Annotated in this window: 15 protein-coding genes; 4 read left to right on the plus strand and 11 right to left on the minus strand. The window is 54.8% G+C overall.

Translation table 11 applies throughout. The features are described 5' to 3' along the window. Positions 1-24: 24 nt before the first annotated feature. From ACTQY1_RS03390 to ACTQY1_RS03400, 3 genes are all read right to left on the minus strand, one after another. On the minus strand, positions 25-963 hold the full coding sequence (locus ACTQY1_RS03390; protein WP_441368675.1) for an AEC family transporter: 939 nt from the start codon (positions 961-963) through the stop codon (positions 25-27). Between the two features lie 74 nt (positions 964-1,037). Continuing rightward, positions 1,038-2,696 (minus strand): ATP-dependent nuclease, encoded by a 1,659-nt coding sequence (locus ACTQY1_RS03395; RefSeq protein WP_074704318.1) that lies wholly within the window; start codon positions 2,694-2,696, stop codon positions 1,038-1,040. A gap of 121 nt (positions 2,697-2,817) precedes the next feature. Next, a complete protein-coding gene (locus tag ACTQY1_RS03400; RefSeq protein ID WP_012938354.1) occupies positions 2,818-3,366 on the minus strand; it encodes a ferritin family protein in 549 nt (182 codons plus the stop codon). A gap of 272 nt (positions 3,367-3,638) precedes the next feature. On the opposite strand from ACTQY1_RS03400, the gene ACTQY1_RS03405 reads away from it, so the two are divergent. Continuing rightward, positions 3,639-4,133: a transposase gene (locus ACTQY1_RS03405; protein WP_022488063.1), complete on the plus strand. Its 495-nt coding sequence runs from the start codon at positions 3,639-3,641 to the stop codon at positions 4,131-4,133. Positions 4,134-4,257: 124 nt separating this feature from the next. Here the strand turns inward: ACTQY1_RS03405 and ACTQY1_RS03410 are convergent, their stop codons facing one another. Continuing rightward, entirely contained in the window at positions 4,258-5,892 is a 1,635-nt protein-coding gene (locus ACTQY1_RS03410; protein WP_441373782.1) for a phosphoethanolamine transferase, read from the minus strand. A gap of 234 nt (positions 5,893-6,126) precedes the next feature. Between ACTQY1_RS03410 and ACTQY1_RS03415 the strand changes: the two genes are divergently transcribed. Continuing rightward, on the plus strand, positions 6,127-6,381 hold the full coding sequence (locus tag ACTQY1_RS03415; protein WP_441373783.1) for a hypothetical protein: 255 nt from the start codon (positions 6,127-6,129) through the stop codon (positions 6,379-6,381). A 66-nt stretch (positions 6,382-6,447) separates the two neighbouring features. Here the strand turns inward: ACTQY1_RS03415 and ACTQY1_RS03420 are convergent, their stop codons facing one another. Then, a complete protein-coding gene (locus ACTQY1_RS03420; protein WP_441368671.1) occupies positions 6,448-6,693 on the minus strand; it encodes an AAA family ATPase in 246 nt (81 codons plus the stop codon). 304 nt (positions 6,694-6,997) lie between these two features. Here ACTQY1_RS03420 and ACTQY1_RS03425 point away from each other — a divergent pair, with 304 nt between their 5' ends. Together ACTQY1_RS03425 and ACTQY1_RS03430 are read left to right on the plus strand one after the other, a co-directional pair. Next, positions 6,998-8,320, plus strand: coding sequence for an SGNH/GDSL hydrolase family protein (locus ACTQY1_RS03425; protein WP_441373784.1), 1,323 nt, complete (start codon positions 6,998-7,000; stop codon positions 8,318-8,320). A 159-nt stretch (positions 8,321-8,479) separates the two neighbouring features. Continuing rightward, positions 8,480-9,466 carry a diaminopimelate dehydrogenase gene (locus tag ACTQY1_RS03430; protein WP_441368669.1) on the plus strand — a complete coding sequence of 329 codons (987 nt, stop codon included), beginning with the start codon at positions 8,480-8,482 and terminating at the stop codon, positions 9,464-9,466. A 159-nt stretch (positions 9,467-9,625) separates the two neighbouring features. Here the strand turns inward: ACTQY1_RS03430 and thrS are convergent, their stop codons facing one another. From thrS to ACTQY1_RS03460, 6 genes are all read right to left on the minus strand, one after another. Then, positions 9,626-11,536 carry a threonine--tRNA ligase gene (gene thrS / locus ACTQY1_RS03435; protein ID WP_308664289.1) on the minus strand — a complete coding sequence of 637 codons (1,911 nt, stop codon included), beginning with the start codon at positions 11,534-11,536 and terminating at the stop codon, positions 9,626-9,628. 330 nt (positions 11,537-11,866) lie between these two features. Beyond that, complete coding sequence (locus tag ACTQY1_RS03440; protein ID WP_022488071.1) at positions 11,867-12,022, minus strand: hypothetical protein; 156 nt, start codon at positions 12,020-12,022, stop codon at positions 11,867-11,869. A gap of 23 nt (positions 12,023-12,045) precedes the next feature. After that, entirely contained in the window at positions 12,046-12,717 is a 672-nt protein-coding gene (locus ACTQY1_RS03445) for a 3'-5' exonuclease (RefSeq protein ID WP_441368668.1), read from the minus strand. A 12-nt stretch (positions 12,718-12,729) separates the two neighbouring features. Beyond that, positions 12,730-12,990, minus strand: a complete 261-nt coding sequence (locus ACTQY1_RS03450) for a heavy-metal-associated domain-containing protein (RefSeq protein ID WP_441368667.1) — start codon at positions 12,988-12,990, stop codon at positions 12,730-12,732. An 84-nt stretch (positions 12,991-13,074) separates the two neighbouring features. Continuing rightward, positions 13,075-14,070, minus strand: a complete 996-nt coding sequence (locus tag ACTQY1_RS03455; RefSeq protein ID WP_288310683.1) for an electron transfer flavoprotein subunit alpha/FixB family protein — start codon at positions 14,068-14,070, stop codon at positions 13,075-13,077. Positions 14,071-14,082: 12 nt separating this feature from the next. Then, a complete protein-coding gene (locus tag ACTQY1_RS03460) occupies positions 14,083-14,865 on the minus strand; it encodes an electron transfer flavoprotein subunit beta/FixA family protein (protein WP_441368666.1) in 783 nt (260 codons plus the stop codon). Between the last annotated feature and the right edge of the window lie 40 nt (positions 14,866-14,905).

Raw genomic sequence — 14,905 nt, forward strand, 5'->3', positions numbered from 1 at the left:
TTTGGAGTGTATTTTTCAATTTGATCATAACAGTCCCAGATTTTTCGTAATGAACACCCAGAGGAACATGGTGATGCAGGAAAGAGCCGAGCTGAAAATTACGCAGTTTCCGGCCAGTTCTCCGTCACTGTCCATCTGCTGAGCCATGGCAAAAGACGCCACCGCACAGGGAGTGGCGGACATAGCCATGAGCGCCGCCAGGTCCACCTGCCGGTATCCCAGCGCCACCGCACCCCCGATTACAATAAGAGGCGCAATCACCAGACGGCCGGCCACGGTAAAGGCCAGTTCCCGGATTTCACTGATGGCCCCCTGGAGGGTAAAGGAAGCACCCAGAACGATCAGGGCAAAGGGAGTGGTGCTGCCGGCAATGGCCTTGATGCATTTCAGCAGGGCCACGGGCAGCGGAAAGGGAAGCAGCTTGCACAGAAGCCCGGCCACCGCTCCCATGATCATGGGATTCCGGGCTACCCCGGCCAGGATATGGAGCGGATTGAAGGTGCCGCCCCGGAAAGTTTCCAGGGTGAACACCGCCAGTACATTGTAGATGGGGATGATGATGGCGCAGAGCATCAGAGGCACAGCCGCCGCTTCCGTTCCGTAGAGATTTTCCACCAGGGGCACCCCCAGCAGGATGAAATTGCTCCGGTAAAAGGCCTGGATCATGGCCCCCCGCTTTTTGTTGTCCTTCACCAGGGCGGTCACCAGCACCCAGCCCGTTACAAACACCGTCAGCAGGGCTCCCACCGCAAACAGCACGAACCCGGGCCGCATCACCTTGCCAATGTCGGTGAAATACACCGAATAGAACATGTTGGTGGGCAGGAACACACCAAAGACGATTTTGTTGAAGTTGGAAATATGACTTTCATTGAAGTGATACTTCCGCCGGGCCAGAAGACCGATGGCCATGTAGATCATCAGAGGCAGCACCGCCCCTGCCGCAATCCAGAAATTTTCCATAAGGCTCCCCCTCAGTGCAAAGATATACAACATTCCTTTCTAAGGGTACCATATTTTTCAAAATTCATCAATAATTATGCCCTTTCCGGCACCGTAGCCAGACGCCCGGCGGCCTGGATCACCCGTACGAAAGCCGGAGGCACTTCTTCCTTCTGGAGGGACTGGCCGATGAGCCGTCCCAGGATGACCCCCTTGTTGCTGTAGAGCCAGGCAAAATAATACACCCATACCGGTCCCTGATGGGGTTTGGCCTTGTACAGGGGACCGGGCGGAAAGTCCCGGGGATCCAGCTGGAGCTTGTGACAGGCCTTTTTCACCATGTCGTAGCTGGTCCGGCCCGTGCCGCCGCATGCCACGTCGATGATCCGGTCCAGAGCCTGGCGCTTTCCACGCTGGAGCATGGTCTGGGACAGGTCCATTTCAAAACAGACTCCGTCGGTGAAGTACACCCCTTTTTCCCGCTTGTGGGCCTCCTTCACGTCCGCATCGTACAAAGCCACCACCGGCAGCCGGAAATATTCCAGCAGCTTCTTGATCTTGGCAATGGAACTTTCGCCCCGGGCGTTGATGAGACAAATGCCGTAATAATCGAAAGGAACCCCCACCGTCCGTCCGAACAGCTGGAAGCAGCCGTACTCCGTCTCCCCTTCCACCAGGATCACACTCCGGGCGTAAAGTGCCTCCTTCACTTCCGGAAAATGCATAATCAGATGCTTCTCGATTTCCCGGTTGACATGGAAACTGGCCCCGCAGGCCGCTTTGACCAGACCCCTGCGGTCATGGTACAGCCGGAGGATGTTCCGGTAGTCGTCGATCAGGGAATCCGTGGAATGGGTCACCACAAACAATTGGCCACGGAGCCCGTCCAGCCCGAACAGGTCCTTCAGCAGGGCGCAGAACTGGGGATCCTCGTTGTTCAGCAGTTGCTGGTAATACTGGAGAATGGACCGCTGCATATAGGGGTGCAGGTGGATCTCCGGCTCATCGATGGAAATGATCAGGGGCAGATACCGTTTGCCCTTGCCATCCACAATGATGGTATGCTCCAGGGGCACCGCCCGGCTGTGGGCCATCTGGTACACCTGGGTAATGATCCGGAGAGCCGCCAGGGAAATGAACTTCAGATTGTCCGCCCGATGCCGGTTGCTCCGGCAGAGAATCCGGGACAGGTAGAAAATGCATTCATAATAGGAAGAATCGAAATACCCCACATTCACTTCGTGCTGGATAAACTGCCGTTCCTCCTCCGGCAGGGGACCGCAGTGGCTGGCTTCCCACTGGGCCAGACACTTTTCCAGAGCCCGGTACACCTGGGGCCGCACCGCCTGGTCCTCCTGGCTGATGGCGGAATAGCTGATGTAGCGGAGCCGGCGGATGGTTTCCAGGGGCATTTCCTGTCCGGTCTCCCCATCATAGAGATGGGGACAGATATCCGTCACCTTCATTTCCAGCCGTACCCGGATTTTTTCCGGATGGTCCTGGGGGGTGTCGGCAAAGTATTCATTCGGGCTCTGGAGCAGATGGAGATCCAGGGTGATCCGGATGGGCTGTTTGGGATCGTCATAGTCGTTTTCCGGCAGGGTCCAGGCGTTGGCCATATAGGACAGGAGCCGGAGGAACCCGCTTTTGCCGATGTCGTTCTCCCCCACCAGATAATTGGCCAGGGGATGGAAGGTCATGGTGATGTCTTTGAAATTTCGGTAATTCTGGATACGCATACTGGATAAATACATGGGTGCACCTCCAGGAGCCACAGACAGCAGAAAAAATCCCGCCGGGAAGGCAGGGCGCCAACAGGCCCCGGTCCCTCCCCAGCGGGACTTCAGGATGCAGCCTTACCGGCTGCAAACCGGATTATTTTGCGAAGTAACGGGCCAGCAGACCATCGAATACACGGCCGTGACGGGCTTCGTCCTTGGCCATTTCATGGACGGTGTCATGGATGGCATCGTAGCCCAGCTGTTTGGCCAGGGTGGCGATTTCCTTCTTGCCGGCGCAGGCACCCTGTTCAGCGGCAGCCCGCATTTCCAGGTTCTTCTTGGTGCTGTCGGTGACCACTTCACCCAGCAGTTCAGCGAATTTGGCAGCGTGTTCCGCTTCTTCGAAAGCGATCCGTTTGTAGGCTTCCGCCACTTCCGGATACCCTTCCCGGTCTGCCACACGGCTCATGGCCAGATACATGCCCACTTCGGAGCATTCACCGGTGAAGTGCTGACGCAGCCCTTCCAGAACCCGTTCATCCACGCCCTTGGCAACGCCGACCACGTGTTCGTCAGCGTATTCCTTGACGCCTTCCTTCAGTTCATCGAATTTATCTTTCGGAGCGCCGCACTGCGGGCATTTTTCCGGAGCTTCTTCGCCTTCATACACATAACCGCACACTCTGCAAATGAATTTTTTCATAAGAAAAGCCTCCCCTTGAAACTGTGTCCATCGGACTGTTAATCCGATAAGTCTACTTTTTAATAATTTTTATTAAAAACTTCTTACAGCCTTAATTATAGCAGGTTTTTGAGGAAAAGCAAGGGGGAAAATAAAAGAAGGCAGATCCAAACCATCATGGGTCCACCGGCCCCTGCGGATTGTTTATGGATACCTGTTATACTGAATTTGCTTTTTATTCTAAATATTGTTACAATATCCAGAACATATTATAGGAAAGGACGGTCCACCCCATGCTCCCCACCCGTAAAAATCCCCATTTGTCCCACTATGATTATTCCCAAAATGGTTGCTATTTCATTACCCTGTGTACAGAGAAACGAAAAATGCTGCTGGGCAGTATTTCAGCAGGACAGCTGGAATTGTCCTTTCTTGGCGGGACGGCAGACAACGAACTTTCCGTGCTGGGCCGTTTTTTCGAAGATATTGCCATTCCCGAAAAGATCATCATGCCCAACCACATCCATTTTATCGTTCAGATCCAGCAGACAGGCAATCATTGCCCCTTGTCTGTTGGACGGTTTGTGAATCTGTATAAAGGACGTGTTTCCAGGAAAGCCGGATACCCCGTTTGGCAGAGGGGATATTACGAACATATAATCCGCACCCGGGAAGAGTATATCCGGATGTCTCAATATATCCGCAACAACCCGGCCCAGTGGGCATTGGACCAGTACAATCGGCAGGAGGAAATCATCGCCCAGCGAAACCAGGGGCGGATCCGGTAAGAAATCCAATACCACCATGCGTCCACCGAAATCGTAGGGGCTGCACGCAGGGCAGCCCGCAAAACATCGTACACCCGTGCAGAAACGGGCCAACCGGCCTGCGGCTCCTGCATCTGGTGCGCAATCAGTCTTCCTCTCCTGTTTTCTTTTCCCAAATCGGATCTTCCTGTATGCTGTATTCCCCTCTCATGGTTTTTGCGGTGTCTTTGGTAATGGCATAGGCAGGATGGGAAAGGTCATACTGAGGATTGTAATGGTTGGACGGAGCCTGGATCAGCCCGCATACGGTTTCAAAAATCAGGTCGTTGGTGAACACGGTGTTTTCATGGGCTTGAAGAGCCTTTCCTGTGGCAGGATAGGCTCTCCGGTACGCCGGGGAAAGATAAATCCACATAGGGATCCGCACCATATCGAAGGTAAACGGATGGGAAACATGCTTGTATTTCATGTTTTCTCCATGATCGGAAAAATACACCATCACCTGAAGGTTCAGATGTTTCTGGCTGTACTGATACACCTGCTGAAGCACTTCATCCGTATAGGCCAGAGAGGTGTCGAACTCTCCCTCTTCCTTCGGGACTTGAGAGAAGGTGTGGTCCTGGGCAAACTTTTTGGGCACCCGGTCCCGATACCGATAGTGACTTCCATTCAAATGGAGGACGATGAAATTGTTCTGATCGGCCGGTACCATTTTCAACAGTTCCAACAGCTGGCCATCATGCTTCCAGGGCATCCATTTCCGGGTATCCGCCTGATTGGCCAGTGTGGTAATGGCCGCATCCCACACTTCGCCCTTTCCTTGAGTGGAAAACCAGTAGGTATGGTAACCGGCTTTTCTGGCCAAACTGACCAGATCCACGGATTCTCCCAAAGGCATGTTGTTGTACTGATTGGAGCTGGTAAGGGACTGACTGAGGGCCATCACCGTATTGGAAAAGTTGGAATAGGCCTGGGGGAAGAAGAAAAAACCATCGGTTCGCCGTATGCTGGATTCCCAAGGGGTGGTTTCCAAGGGGTATTCTGGGTTGAAGGCAGCCATATAATCCCGACAGGCAGTTTCTCCCACCACCAGGATCACTGTTCCCTGCAACTTCATGGGCAGGGCTTTCTCTTTGTCTAAAGAAATCTGTTGTTGATTCTTCCGGATGTTTTTCTTCAGAGCATCGAATGCGTGCATGGGGCCCCCCTCCAGTTTATGCAGCCCCACATACACATCCAGAGGGAAATAGGCACTGCCTTTATGGGCAACGGTGAAAAACATGACAAAGACAAAAAACACAAGGACGGCCTGCTGGAGTTTGGTGTAGAGGATTTTCCTCCGAGGTTCCCGTATGCTGAATTTCCAGCTGATTGCTAGAAGAAGCAACAGCCCACAGGCGAAAATGGCCAGCTGGCCTCCGGAAAACATGGAACGCAGGTATTCTCCGGCTTCCTTAACATTGGTGGCCAGAATGGAAAGAAGCGAGATATCGTCAAAAAGGCTGCGGTATTTCATAAAATATCCAACATAAACCAAAGGACAGAGCTGTAGGAAGAATGTGAGAAAAAAAGCGGCCCCCTGCTGGATCCACAGCAGCAACCTGTTTTTCTTCTGATTGGCCAGCAGAAGTTCCACCATCAGCAGAAACAGGAAGAACATGATGCCGCTGCGGTAATACCGGACATACAGTCTGGTATACATGGTGATGTTGTACGGATTGTGGACCAGATGGAAAAAAATCCAGCTGTATCCAGCCAGCCAGCTGAGTATGGCCAACAAGGCCGCCCTTGCTTTGGAACGGAATTCTTTCAAAGGGAAAATGCCGGTAAGGAAATAAACCAGGCCAAAAACCACGGCCAGGGATTTACCAAGGGGCAAATAATCCTGGAAAGCAACAGGAATTTGTCTGGATACACCGAATATCGACAAAAAAGCAAAACTGTAAAGTACCAGGAGCAAAAAAAGAGTAGAACCCAAACGATCTTTTCCCCGGTTTTTCATGAAAGCTGAAAAATGGACACATTTCTTTTTGAAAACAAGCTGCAGCTGCTGCAAAAGACTTCCCCCCTGATTGCATGTATTTGTCTACTCGAGGTATTTTTCCATTCCGTCGGCAAACGCCTTTGCATTTCCCTGCAGGAGATGGTCCAGCAGGGATTCCAGACGGGATACGGAAAATCCCGCCCGCATTTGATCCAGGATCTCGAACCGGTAGATGTCCTCCACTTCCCTGTTTGGAACGGCCAGAAGGAAATGCATTCCCGGTAAAAGCCGTTTTCCCAAGCCTGCTGGATGGGAGCATCGTATTCGTCCAGGAGAAGGATAACCTGTCTTCTATAATGCCGGTACAACAACTGGAGAAGAAGAGATAAAGAACCGGATGGAAAAGAACCAGTCCAACATGCTCAAAGTGAGCGTTTTGCCAAACCGTCTGGGGCGGGTCAGCAGGGTTACTGCGCTGTGTCCATCGATCAACTGCCGGATAAAATCTGTCTTATCCACAAAATAGTACTGTTCTTTTCGAAGTTTACCAAAATAATCGATTCCAATGGGCATTGTCCACTGCATTGTCCACTGCATCTCCCATACCCTCTCTTTCTATAAAATCACCTGGAACAGGTCTACGGTCTGAAACAAGCAGTTCTGTGTCCATTATACCAAAGAAACAGCTTTCAGGCGAATCGGGAAAAGTGACCCTGCAGGCTGTGCACCCAATCCCCGACCACTTAACCACTCAACCACTCGTTCACCTCCCCCTCACCCCTCCAAATATGCTACAATATTCCCTGTAACTACAATATGAAATGAGGTCTTGTTTCCTATGCATACGTTTTCCCATACTCTTTGCCGTGCGGTGCTCCTTGGATGCCTGGGGGCCGGATTTTTGACACTTCCGGCCCGGGCGGCTGCCTTGCCTCCCGTCCGGAAACCGGTGGCTGCAGCCAAAACGGCGGTTCCCGTTCTGCGCCGGCAGCCGGTGCCCCAGTTCACCACCCACTATACGGCGGCCCATCCCGCTTCTCTCCACCCCACCCTCCGCTGGAAACCCATTCTGGGGACGGTGTACTACAATGTATCGGTAACCCTGCCCAACGGCACAGCCCTGCCCGATGACCGGACCTATGTGGCCGGATACAACCTGTCCCTGCCGGCGGGCACCCGGGGGGATGTTTCCGTGAAGATCCAGTCCTTCAACCTGGACGAAAAGCCGGTTTCCACCCTGTCGCCTGTGGAAAAGGTCCATGTGGATCCGGAGAAGAAAACCGCCCTGTATCCGGAACCCATCAGCCGGTTCAACAGCGGCAACGGCACCACCCTGCTGTACCCGGTGTACAACTGGGTGCCCCTCCACGGGGTGCGGAACTATCAGGTGGAAGTGCTGAACACCAGCTCCGTTTCCCCCACCCGGGAAGCCGCACCGGAGCAGCTGCTGGAACGGGGCAGATCCACCGGTTTCGACTGGTACGATGACGAATCCCACTATGCGCCCTACACCATGTACTGGCGGGTACGGGGTGTGGACGAAGCCGGGAACCCGGTGGGCCAGTTCTGCCCGCCCCAGCCCATGACCGTGAATCCGGAGGACAGCTGGCAGGTGGGGACCCTGGGGGACAGCATATCCCACGGGGGAGGCGATCTGTCCTATTCTCCCAGTGATTTCACCTACAGCTATCAGTATTATCTGCCCTTTGACACCATCAACCTGGCGGAAAGCGGGGACACCAGCGAAGCCACCCTGGCCCGGTTCGACAAGGACGTGGTCCCCTTCCATCCCAGATACCTGATTATCATGACCGGCAGCAACAGCCTCCGGGGCTGGGTCAGCGGAGAAAGCGTGATCAGCGATCTGAAGGGCATCCGGGAAAAATGCGAGGACAACGGGATCACCCCCATTTTCATGACCCTGCCTCCGGTGAACCCGGCCAACATCAAACGGGCCTTCGATGAACCCACGGCGGAAGGCTGGAGGGCGGAAATGGCCAAGGTGAACCAGTGGATCCGGAGCCTGCCCTGGTTCATCGACCTGGGAACCCAGTTCGACGAAAACCAGGACCTGCCCACCCGATACGCCCTGGACGGCCTGCACCTGAATTTTCGGGGCAAGCGGCTTATGGCCAGAGCCATAACGGAACAGTGGGACGGAATCATGGCCAAAATCAAGATGGCCCGGGAACAGGAGCAGAAAGCGGATCAGGAAGAAGAATAACTGCCGCTATCTGCGGCCATAGGTCTTTTCGGTTCTTTTGTATTTACAACTGCCCTCCTTTTATGATAGAATATGAAACATATTACAGCTGAATATCAGCAATTTTATCAAATACTGTATACATTTATTTTGTGTATACCATGAGGGGAGAAATTGGTTATGACCATTCGCATTGGGATTTTAGGCTACGGAAACCTTGGACGAGGGGTGGAATGTGCCCTGGAAAAAGCGACGGATATGGAACTGGCAGCGGTATTCACCCGCCGGAATCCTGCCCAGGTGAAGATTGCCTCGGCCCATGTGCCTGTAGTGAATGTGAAAGACATGGCAGACTGGAAGAACAGCATCGATGTGCTGATCCTCTGCGGCGGCAGCGCTACGGATCTGCCGGTGCAGACTCCGGAAATGGCCGGAATGTTCAACGTGATCGACAGCTTCGACACCCATGCCCGGATTCCGGAACATTTTGCGGCGGTGGACAAGGCGGCCAAAGCTTCCGGACACCTGGGAATTATTTCCGTAGGCTGGGATCCCGGCCTGTTTTCCCTGGCCCGGCTGTACAGCAACGCCATCCTGCCTGAAGGAAAGGATTATACCTTCTGGGGCAAAGGGGTCAGCCAGGGCCACAGTGACGCCATCCGCCGGATTCCCGGTGTCAAAGACGCCAAGCAGTATACGGTGCCGGTGGAAGCAGCCCTGGAAGCGGTGCGCAGCGGCAGCCAGCCGGAACTGACCACCCGGCAGAAGCACACCCGGGAATGTTATGTGGTGCTGGAAGAAGGGGCCGACCCCAAGGCGGTGGAACAGGCCATTGTGACCATGCCCAACTATTTCTCTGATTATGACACCACCGTCCACTTCATCAGTGAGGAAGAACTGAAGAAGAACCACAGCGGTCTGGCACACGGGGGCTTTGTGATCCGCAGCGGGGTCACCGGGCACCAGGATGAACACAAGCATGTAATCGAATTCAGCCTGAAACTGGATTCCAATCCGGAATTCACCACCAGCGTACTGGTAGCCTACGCCCGGGCCGCCCACCGGCTCCACCAGGAAGGCCGTACCGGCTGCCTTACGGTATTCGACGTGGCTCCGGCCTATCTGATGCCGGAAGACGGCGGGTACCTGCGGGCCCATATGCTGTAAAAAATTGCTCGCCTCCTTAAACTAAAAAAGAACTTCCATCCCCACTGGGACGGAAGTTCCGTGATACCACCCATTTTCATCCGGATGATGACCGTTGACCACTGACAAAAAAAGAAGGCTGCTGCTTGTTTTTTTTGCAGCAACCCTCTTTTTTTATGCTTACTTCCTGTTCTTGATTTCGTCCTGGAGCTTGGCGATGAATTCGTCCACGGCCATGGCTCCCTGTTCGCCGTTGTCCCGGCTGCGGACGGAAACAGTACCGCTTTCCAGTTCCTTTTCGCCCACAATCAGCATATACGGCACTTTCTTGACCTGGGCTTCCCGGATCTTGTAGCCGACTTTTTCGTTCCGGTCGTCCAGATGGGCCCGGATCTTCTGGCTTTCCAGTTTGTCCACGATCTGTTTGGCGTATTCGTTGAACTTGTCGGTAATGGGCATTACCCGTACCTGTTCCGGAGCCAGCCAGGCCGGGAAGGCACCAGCGTAGTTTTCGATCAGGATACCGATGAACCGTTCAATGGATCCGTACACCACCCGGTGGATCATAACAGGACGGTGTTTCTGGCCGTCTTCCCCGGTGTAGGTCAGGTTGAATTTTTCCGGCAGCAGCATATCCAGCTGGATGGTGCCGCACTGCCAGGTACGGCCGATGGAATCCTTCAGATGGAAGTCGATCTTCGGGCCGTAGAAGGCGCCGTCCCCTTCGTTGATGGAATACTTCAGGCCGAAGTCATCCATGGCTTTCCGCAGGGCATTGGTGGTCATTTCCCAGGTGGCGTCGTCACCCATGGAGTTGTCCGGACGGGTGGACAGTTCGGCGTGGTAGGTCAGGCCGAAGGTGGCGTACACTTCGTCGAACAGACGGATGGTTTCCTGGATCACGTCTTCGATCTGGTTGGGCATCATGAAGATGTGGGCATCGTCCTGAGTGAAGCAGCGTACACGGAACAGACCGTGGAGAGCGCCGGACAGTTCATGCCGGTGCACCAGGCCCAGTTCGCCTACCCGCAGAGGCAGTTCCTTGTAGGAATGAGGTTCGTTGGCATAGACCAGCATGCCGCCCGGGCAGTTCATGGGTTTAATGGCGTAGTCTTCCCCATCGATCTTGGTGAAGTACATGTTTTCCTTGTAATGATCCCAGTGGCCGGAGGTTTCCCACAGCTGCCGGTTCATGATCATGGGGGTCATGACTTCCTGATAGCCGTATTTGCGGTGCACTTCTCTCCAGTAGTCGATCAGGGTGTTCCGGATGATCATGCCGTTGGGCAGGAAGAAGGGGAACCCAGGGCCGTACTCGCTGAGCATGAACAGACCCAGTTGTTTGCCCAGTTTCCGGTGGTCACGCTTTTCAGCTTCTTCCATCATGTGCAGGTAGGCTTCCAGATCTTCCTTGCTGGCAAAAGCCGTGCCGTAGATCCGCTGGAGCATCTTGTTGTGTTCATCCCCACGCCAGTAGGCACCGGCAATGCTCATGAGCTTGAAGGCTTTTACCCGGCCGGTGGAAGGGCAGTGAGGGCCGGCACACAGGTCGGTGAAATCACCCTGGGTATAGGTGCTGATCACGGCATCTTCCGGCAGGTCTTCGATCAGTTCCACTTTGTAGGGTTCATCTTCGGCCTTGAATTTGGCCAGGGCTTCCGCTCTGGGCAGTTCGTTCCGGACCAGAGGATAGTTGGCTTTGATGATCTTGCTCATTTCCTTTTCAATGGCACGCAGGTCATCGGGAGTGAATACATGCTCACTGTCCAAGTCGTAATAGAAACCTTTTTCAATGGCAGGACCGATGGCGAACTTGGTGCCCGGGAACAGGTGCTGGATGGCCTGGGCCATTACATGGGAAGCGGTGTGACGGATGGCATGGAGCCCTTCTTCACTGTCCGGGGTAATGAATTCCACCTTGGCATCATGATCCAGGGTATCGCTCAGGTCCTTGTTTTCCCCATCCACCTTGGCCAGGAGAGCGGTCTTCCCCAGTTTCTGGTTCAGGCTCTTGGCGATGGACAGCAGGGAACTGCCGGCTTCGAATTCTTTAACGCTGCCATCCGGCAGGCTTACTTTAATGTTTGACATATTAATTTCCTCCTTGATATTACCAGCAAGATCAGGACGGACATACAAAAAGACCCGTCCCTCACAGGGACGGGCCATAAGCTCGCGGTTCCACCCTTATTGAACTGACCGTGGCCAGTTCCACTCGGCATCCTTTAACGCAGAATATACGATCTTGCCTACTTTGTTCAGCAGATGGCTCCCAGGTGGTTGACTGTCATTTGTTTCCGCGCCCTTCTCAGCTTCCGGGCTTCTCTGTACTGTTGCCCTGACAGGTTGTCCTCGTCATTGCCATTGGCTTTTTGAAATTGTTTACATTATACCACCGGGGAAAAGTTTGTCAAGGAAATTTTAATATTCTTCCTGGGCTTCCCGATGGTTGAACCGGTCCTGTTCCTCTTCGATGATCTGCACCATGTCGGCGGCGCAGGTTTCCCGGTCTTTGTAGCCTTTTTCCTTCCAGTCCTTGGACATTTCCCAAGCCAGTTCTTCGATTCCCTGATCCATGGTTTCCTCCTTGTACTGCAGCTTTACCACAGGCTCAGCTGCTGGCCTTCGTTCTTTCCTTCCATTTTCTGCCGCACCTTTTCCAGGAACGCCTCCAGGGAGGGATACTGGCGGGCAGCGTCTTCTTTCAGTTTCCGGAAACAGGTTTCCGTGGTCTCCACGTCGCTGAGAGCCCGGTGGGCTTCCTTGTTCTCCACCTTGTACCAGGCGGCCAGATTGTTCAGCCGGTGATGGTCCCACAGGGGGAACAGGGTCTGGGCCATGGGCAGCACATCCACCCAGTCATTGGCCAGAGGCCGGTACAGTTGGGTCTGGAACTGCTGCTGGAGAAACCCCATGTCAAAGCCCACATTGTAGCCCACCGTCACCCGGCTGCCCAGGAATTTTCCAAAGGCTTCCAGGGCCTGCCGGGGCTGGGGCGCAGCTGCCAGCATATCGTCAGTAATGCCGGTAAGCTGGGTGATGAAGGGAGAAACGTAATGGCCGGACAAAGGAGTCCGGGGCTGGATCAGGGTGGAAAAAGTCCTCCCCCGCTTCCCCCGGACCACTTCCAGGGCACCGATTTCAATAATCTGGTCCCGTTCCGGATCCAGGCCGGTGGTCTCCAGATCCAATACCACATAGGTTTCGGGAAAAGCCACCAGACTCTTCCCGGTGCCGGGCAGCGTGCCGGCAAAATTTTCCTTTTTTCTCATAGGTCTCCTGCATCAGCCGAAGAGCCGGGCCAGGAATCCCTTTTTCTTTTCGTACGGTTCCACCCGGTAGCTGGTGACCTGATAGCCGGTCTGGTCGATGACCTTCCGGATCTTTTCTTCCGGAATAAGGTCTTTGGCCACAATATCCGTTTCCTTTTTGGAACGGGAGGAAGAGACGGAATCCACCGGGAACGCATTCCGGATGGCTTCGTTGATATGGGATTCACACATGCCGCAGGCCATGCCTTCGACACCAACAATCATTTTTACCATAATAGACCTCCTGCGGAATACCCTATACCTCGTATGGGTATTCCGCAGGGTTAATTATAGAAGTTTTGTAGGATTTGTCAAGGGTCAGTCCTTTTTCAGCAGTTTTTCCAGTTCCGGCATCACGTCGAACAGATCCCCCACAATGCCATAATGGGCAAACTGGAAAATAGGGGCATCAGGACTCTTGTTTACGGCAATGATCAGCCCGGCGTCCTGGATCCCCAGTTTGTGCTGGATGGCCCCGGAAATCCCCAGGGCGATGTAGATCTTGGGGGCGATTTTCTTGCCAGTGACCCCCACCTGCCATTCATAGGGTGCCCAGCCTGCGTCCACCAGCGGTTTGGAAACCCCGAAAGCGGCGCCGATCCGTTTGGCAAAGGCCTGGACTTCCCGCATCCCTTCTTCGTTCTGGACGCCCCGGCCAGCCCCTACCACCATATCCGCCGTATCCAGGTCCAGCACTTCCTTCAGCTGTTCCAGAGACGTGAAATCCAGCACCTTCACAGCGGGACTGGCTTCAGCATTGTCCAGGGGAACCGGGAAGATTTCCCCTTTCCGGGTTTCATCCTTGGGGTTGCCGTGGAAGATCTTGTCGCTGACCGTACCCAGCTGGGGCCGGGTGGTGGTCTGGATCTTCACGAACAGTTTGCCGGTGTAGGCGGGACGGATCCAGGTGAGGGTATCATCCTCCCCTTCGTACCGCACATCGATGCAGTCCGCCACCAGCCCTGCCTCCAGCCGGGCAGACAGCCGGCCACCCAAGTCACGGCCATTGGGGGATGCACCGATGAACAGCACACTGGGAGTATACAGGCTCAGGGCTTTGGCCACCGCTTCCGTATAAAGGGCTCCATCAAAGGCGGCCAGACTGGGGGCCTGGAGCAGGGCCACCCCATCGGCTCCGTAGGCAATGGCTTCCCGGGCCGCTTCTTCCAGATTGTCCCCGGCCAGGATGCCCAGCACCTGATTGGGACGGGCGGCCGCCAGCTGGCGGGCTTTCCCCAAAAGTTCCACACTGAGGGAGGTGAGCCTGCCGTCAGAGGTTTCCAGATAGACTCCGATATTGTTTTTCCATTCCATGATAACGCCTCCTTACAGCAGGTTCTTCTTCCGCAGTTCGTCCACCAGATTGGCGGTAGCTTCCACCGGGGTGGCTCCCTGGATCATGGTGCCCACCGGCTGAGGTTCCGGAGCGAACAGTTCCGTAACCTTGGTGGCGGAGCCGGCCTTCCCGGCTTTTTCCGGAGCCAGGTCGATGTCTTCCAGACGCCATACCGGGAACACGGCCTTTTTCGCGGCCATTTTGCCCCGGATGCCGGGAGTCCGGGGATTCCCGCATTTTTCCGTTACGGAGATCACTGCCGGCAGAGCCGCCTGGAGGGTTTCCACCCCGCCCCGGTTCAGCCGGCGGATGGTGGCCTGGCCGTCCTTTACTTCCAGTTCATCTGCATAAGAAAGCAGGGTCATGCCAAGCCGCTGGGCCAGGGCCGGAGGGATTTGCCCGGTGTCCCCGTCCGTGGAACGCTTCCCGGCCAGCACCAGGTCCAACGGTCCCAGTTTGGCCAGGGCCGCTGCCAGGATCTGGCCGGTAGCCAAGGTATCGGACCCGGCCATCCGTTCATCGGACAGCAGGATCCCCTTGTCCGCCCCCAGAGCGATCCCTTCCCGGAGGATGTCACTGGCCAGGGCAGTGCCCATGGTCACAAGGGTTACCGTGCCCCCTTCCTGGTCCTTCAGGGCCAGGGCCGCCTCGATGGCGTGGAGGTCAACAGGGTTCAGCATGGAAGGTGCCCCCACACGGACCAGGTTGTTGTCCCCGGACAGCTGGATATCCGAAACGGCAGGTACCTGTTTCACCAATACAGCGATATTCATAATGCAGCCTCCTTTATGAAAAAAATATTGTTTTATCAGT

Source organism: Acidaminococcus sp. HCP3S3_G9_1, assembly GCF_052122455.1.
Classification (GTDB): Bacteria; Bacillota; Negativicutes; order Acidaminococcales; family Acidaminococcaceae; genus Acidaminococcus.

Bases quoted from the DNA above. Each gene is read 5' to 3' on its own strand.
- ACTQY1_RS03390 (WP_441368675.1), bottom strand. From the start codon at position 963: ATGGAAAATTTCTGGATTGCGGCAGGGGCGGTGCTGCCTCTGATGATC.
- ACTQY1_RS03395 (WP_074704318.1), bottom strand. From the start codon at position 2,696: ATGTATTTATCCAGTATGCGTATCCAGAATTACCGAAATTTCAAAGAC.
- ACTQY1_RS03400 (WP_012938354.1), bottom strand. From the start codon at position 3,366: ATGAAAAAATTCATTTGCAGAGTGTGCGGTTATGTGTATGAAGGCGAA.
- ACTQY1_RS03405 (WP_022488063.1), top strand. From the start codon at position 3,639: ATGCTCCCCACCCGTAAAAATCCCCATTTGTCCCACTATGATTATTCC.
- ACTQY1_RS03415 (WP_441373783.1), top strand. From the start codon at position 6,127: ATGGACACATTTCTTTTTGAAAACAAGCTGCAGCTGCTGCAAAAGACT.
- ACTQY1_RS03420 (WP_441368671.1), bottom strand. From the start codon at position 6,693: ATGCAGTGGACAATGCAGTGGACAATGCCCATTGGAATCGATTATTTT.
- ACTQY1_RS03430 (WP_441368669.1), top strand. From the start codon at position 8,480: ATGACCATTCGCATTGGGATTTTAGGCTACGGAAACCTTGGACGAGGG.
- thrS (WP_308664289.1), bottom strand. From the start codon at position 11,536: ATGTCAAACATTAAAGTAAGCCTGCCGGATGGCAGCGTTAAAGAATTC.
- ACTQY1_RS03440 (WP_022488071.1), bottom strand. From the start codon at position 12,022: ATGGATCAGGGAATCGAAGAACTGGCTTGGGAAATGTCCAAGGACTGG.
- ACTQY1_RS03445 (WP_441368668.1), bottom strand. From the start codon at position 12,717: ATGAGAAAAAAGGAAAATTTTGCCGGCACGCTGCCCGGCACCGGGAAG.
- ACTQY1_RS03450 (WP_441368667.1), bottom strand. From the start codon at position 12,990: ATGGTAAAAATGATTGTTGGTGTCGAAGGCATGGCCTGCGGCATGTGT.
- ACTQY1_RS03455 (WP_288310683.1), bottom strand. From the start codon at position 14,070: ATGGAATGGAAAAACAATATCGGAGTCTATCTGGAAACCTCTGACGGC.
- ACTQY1_RS03460 (WP_441368666.1), bottom strand. From the start codon at position 14,865: ATGAATATCGCTGTATTGGTGAAACAGGTACCTGCCGTTTCGGATATC.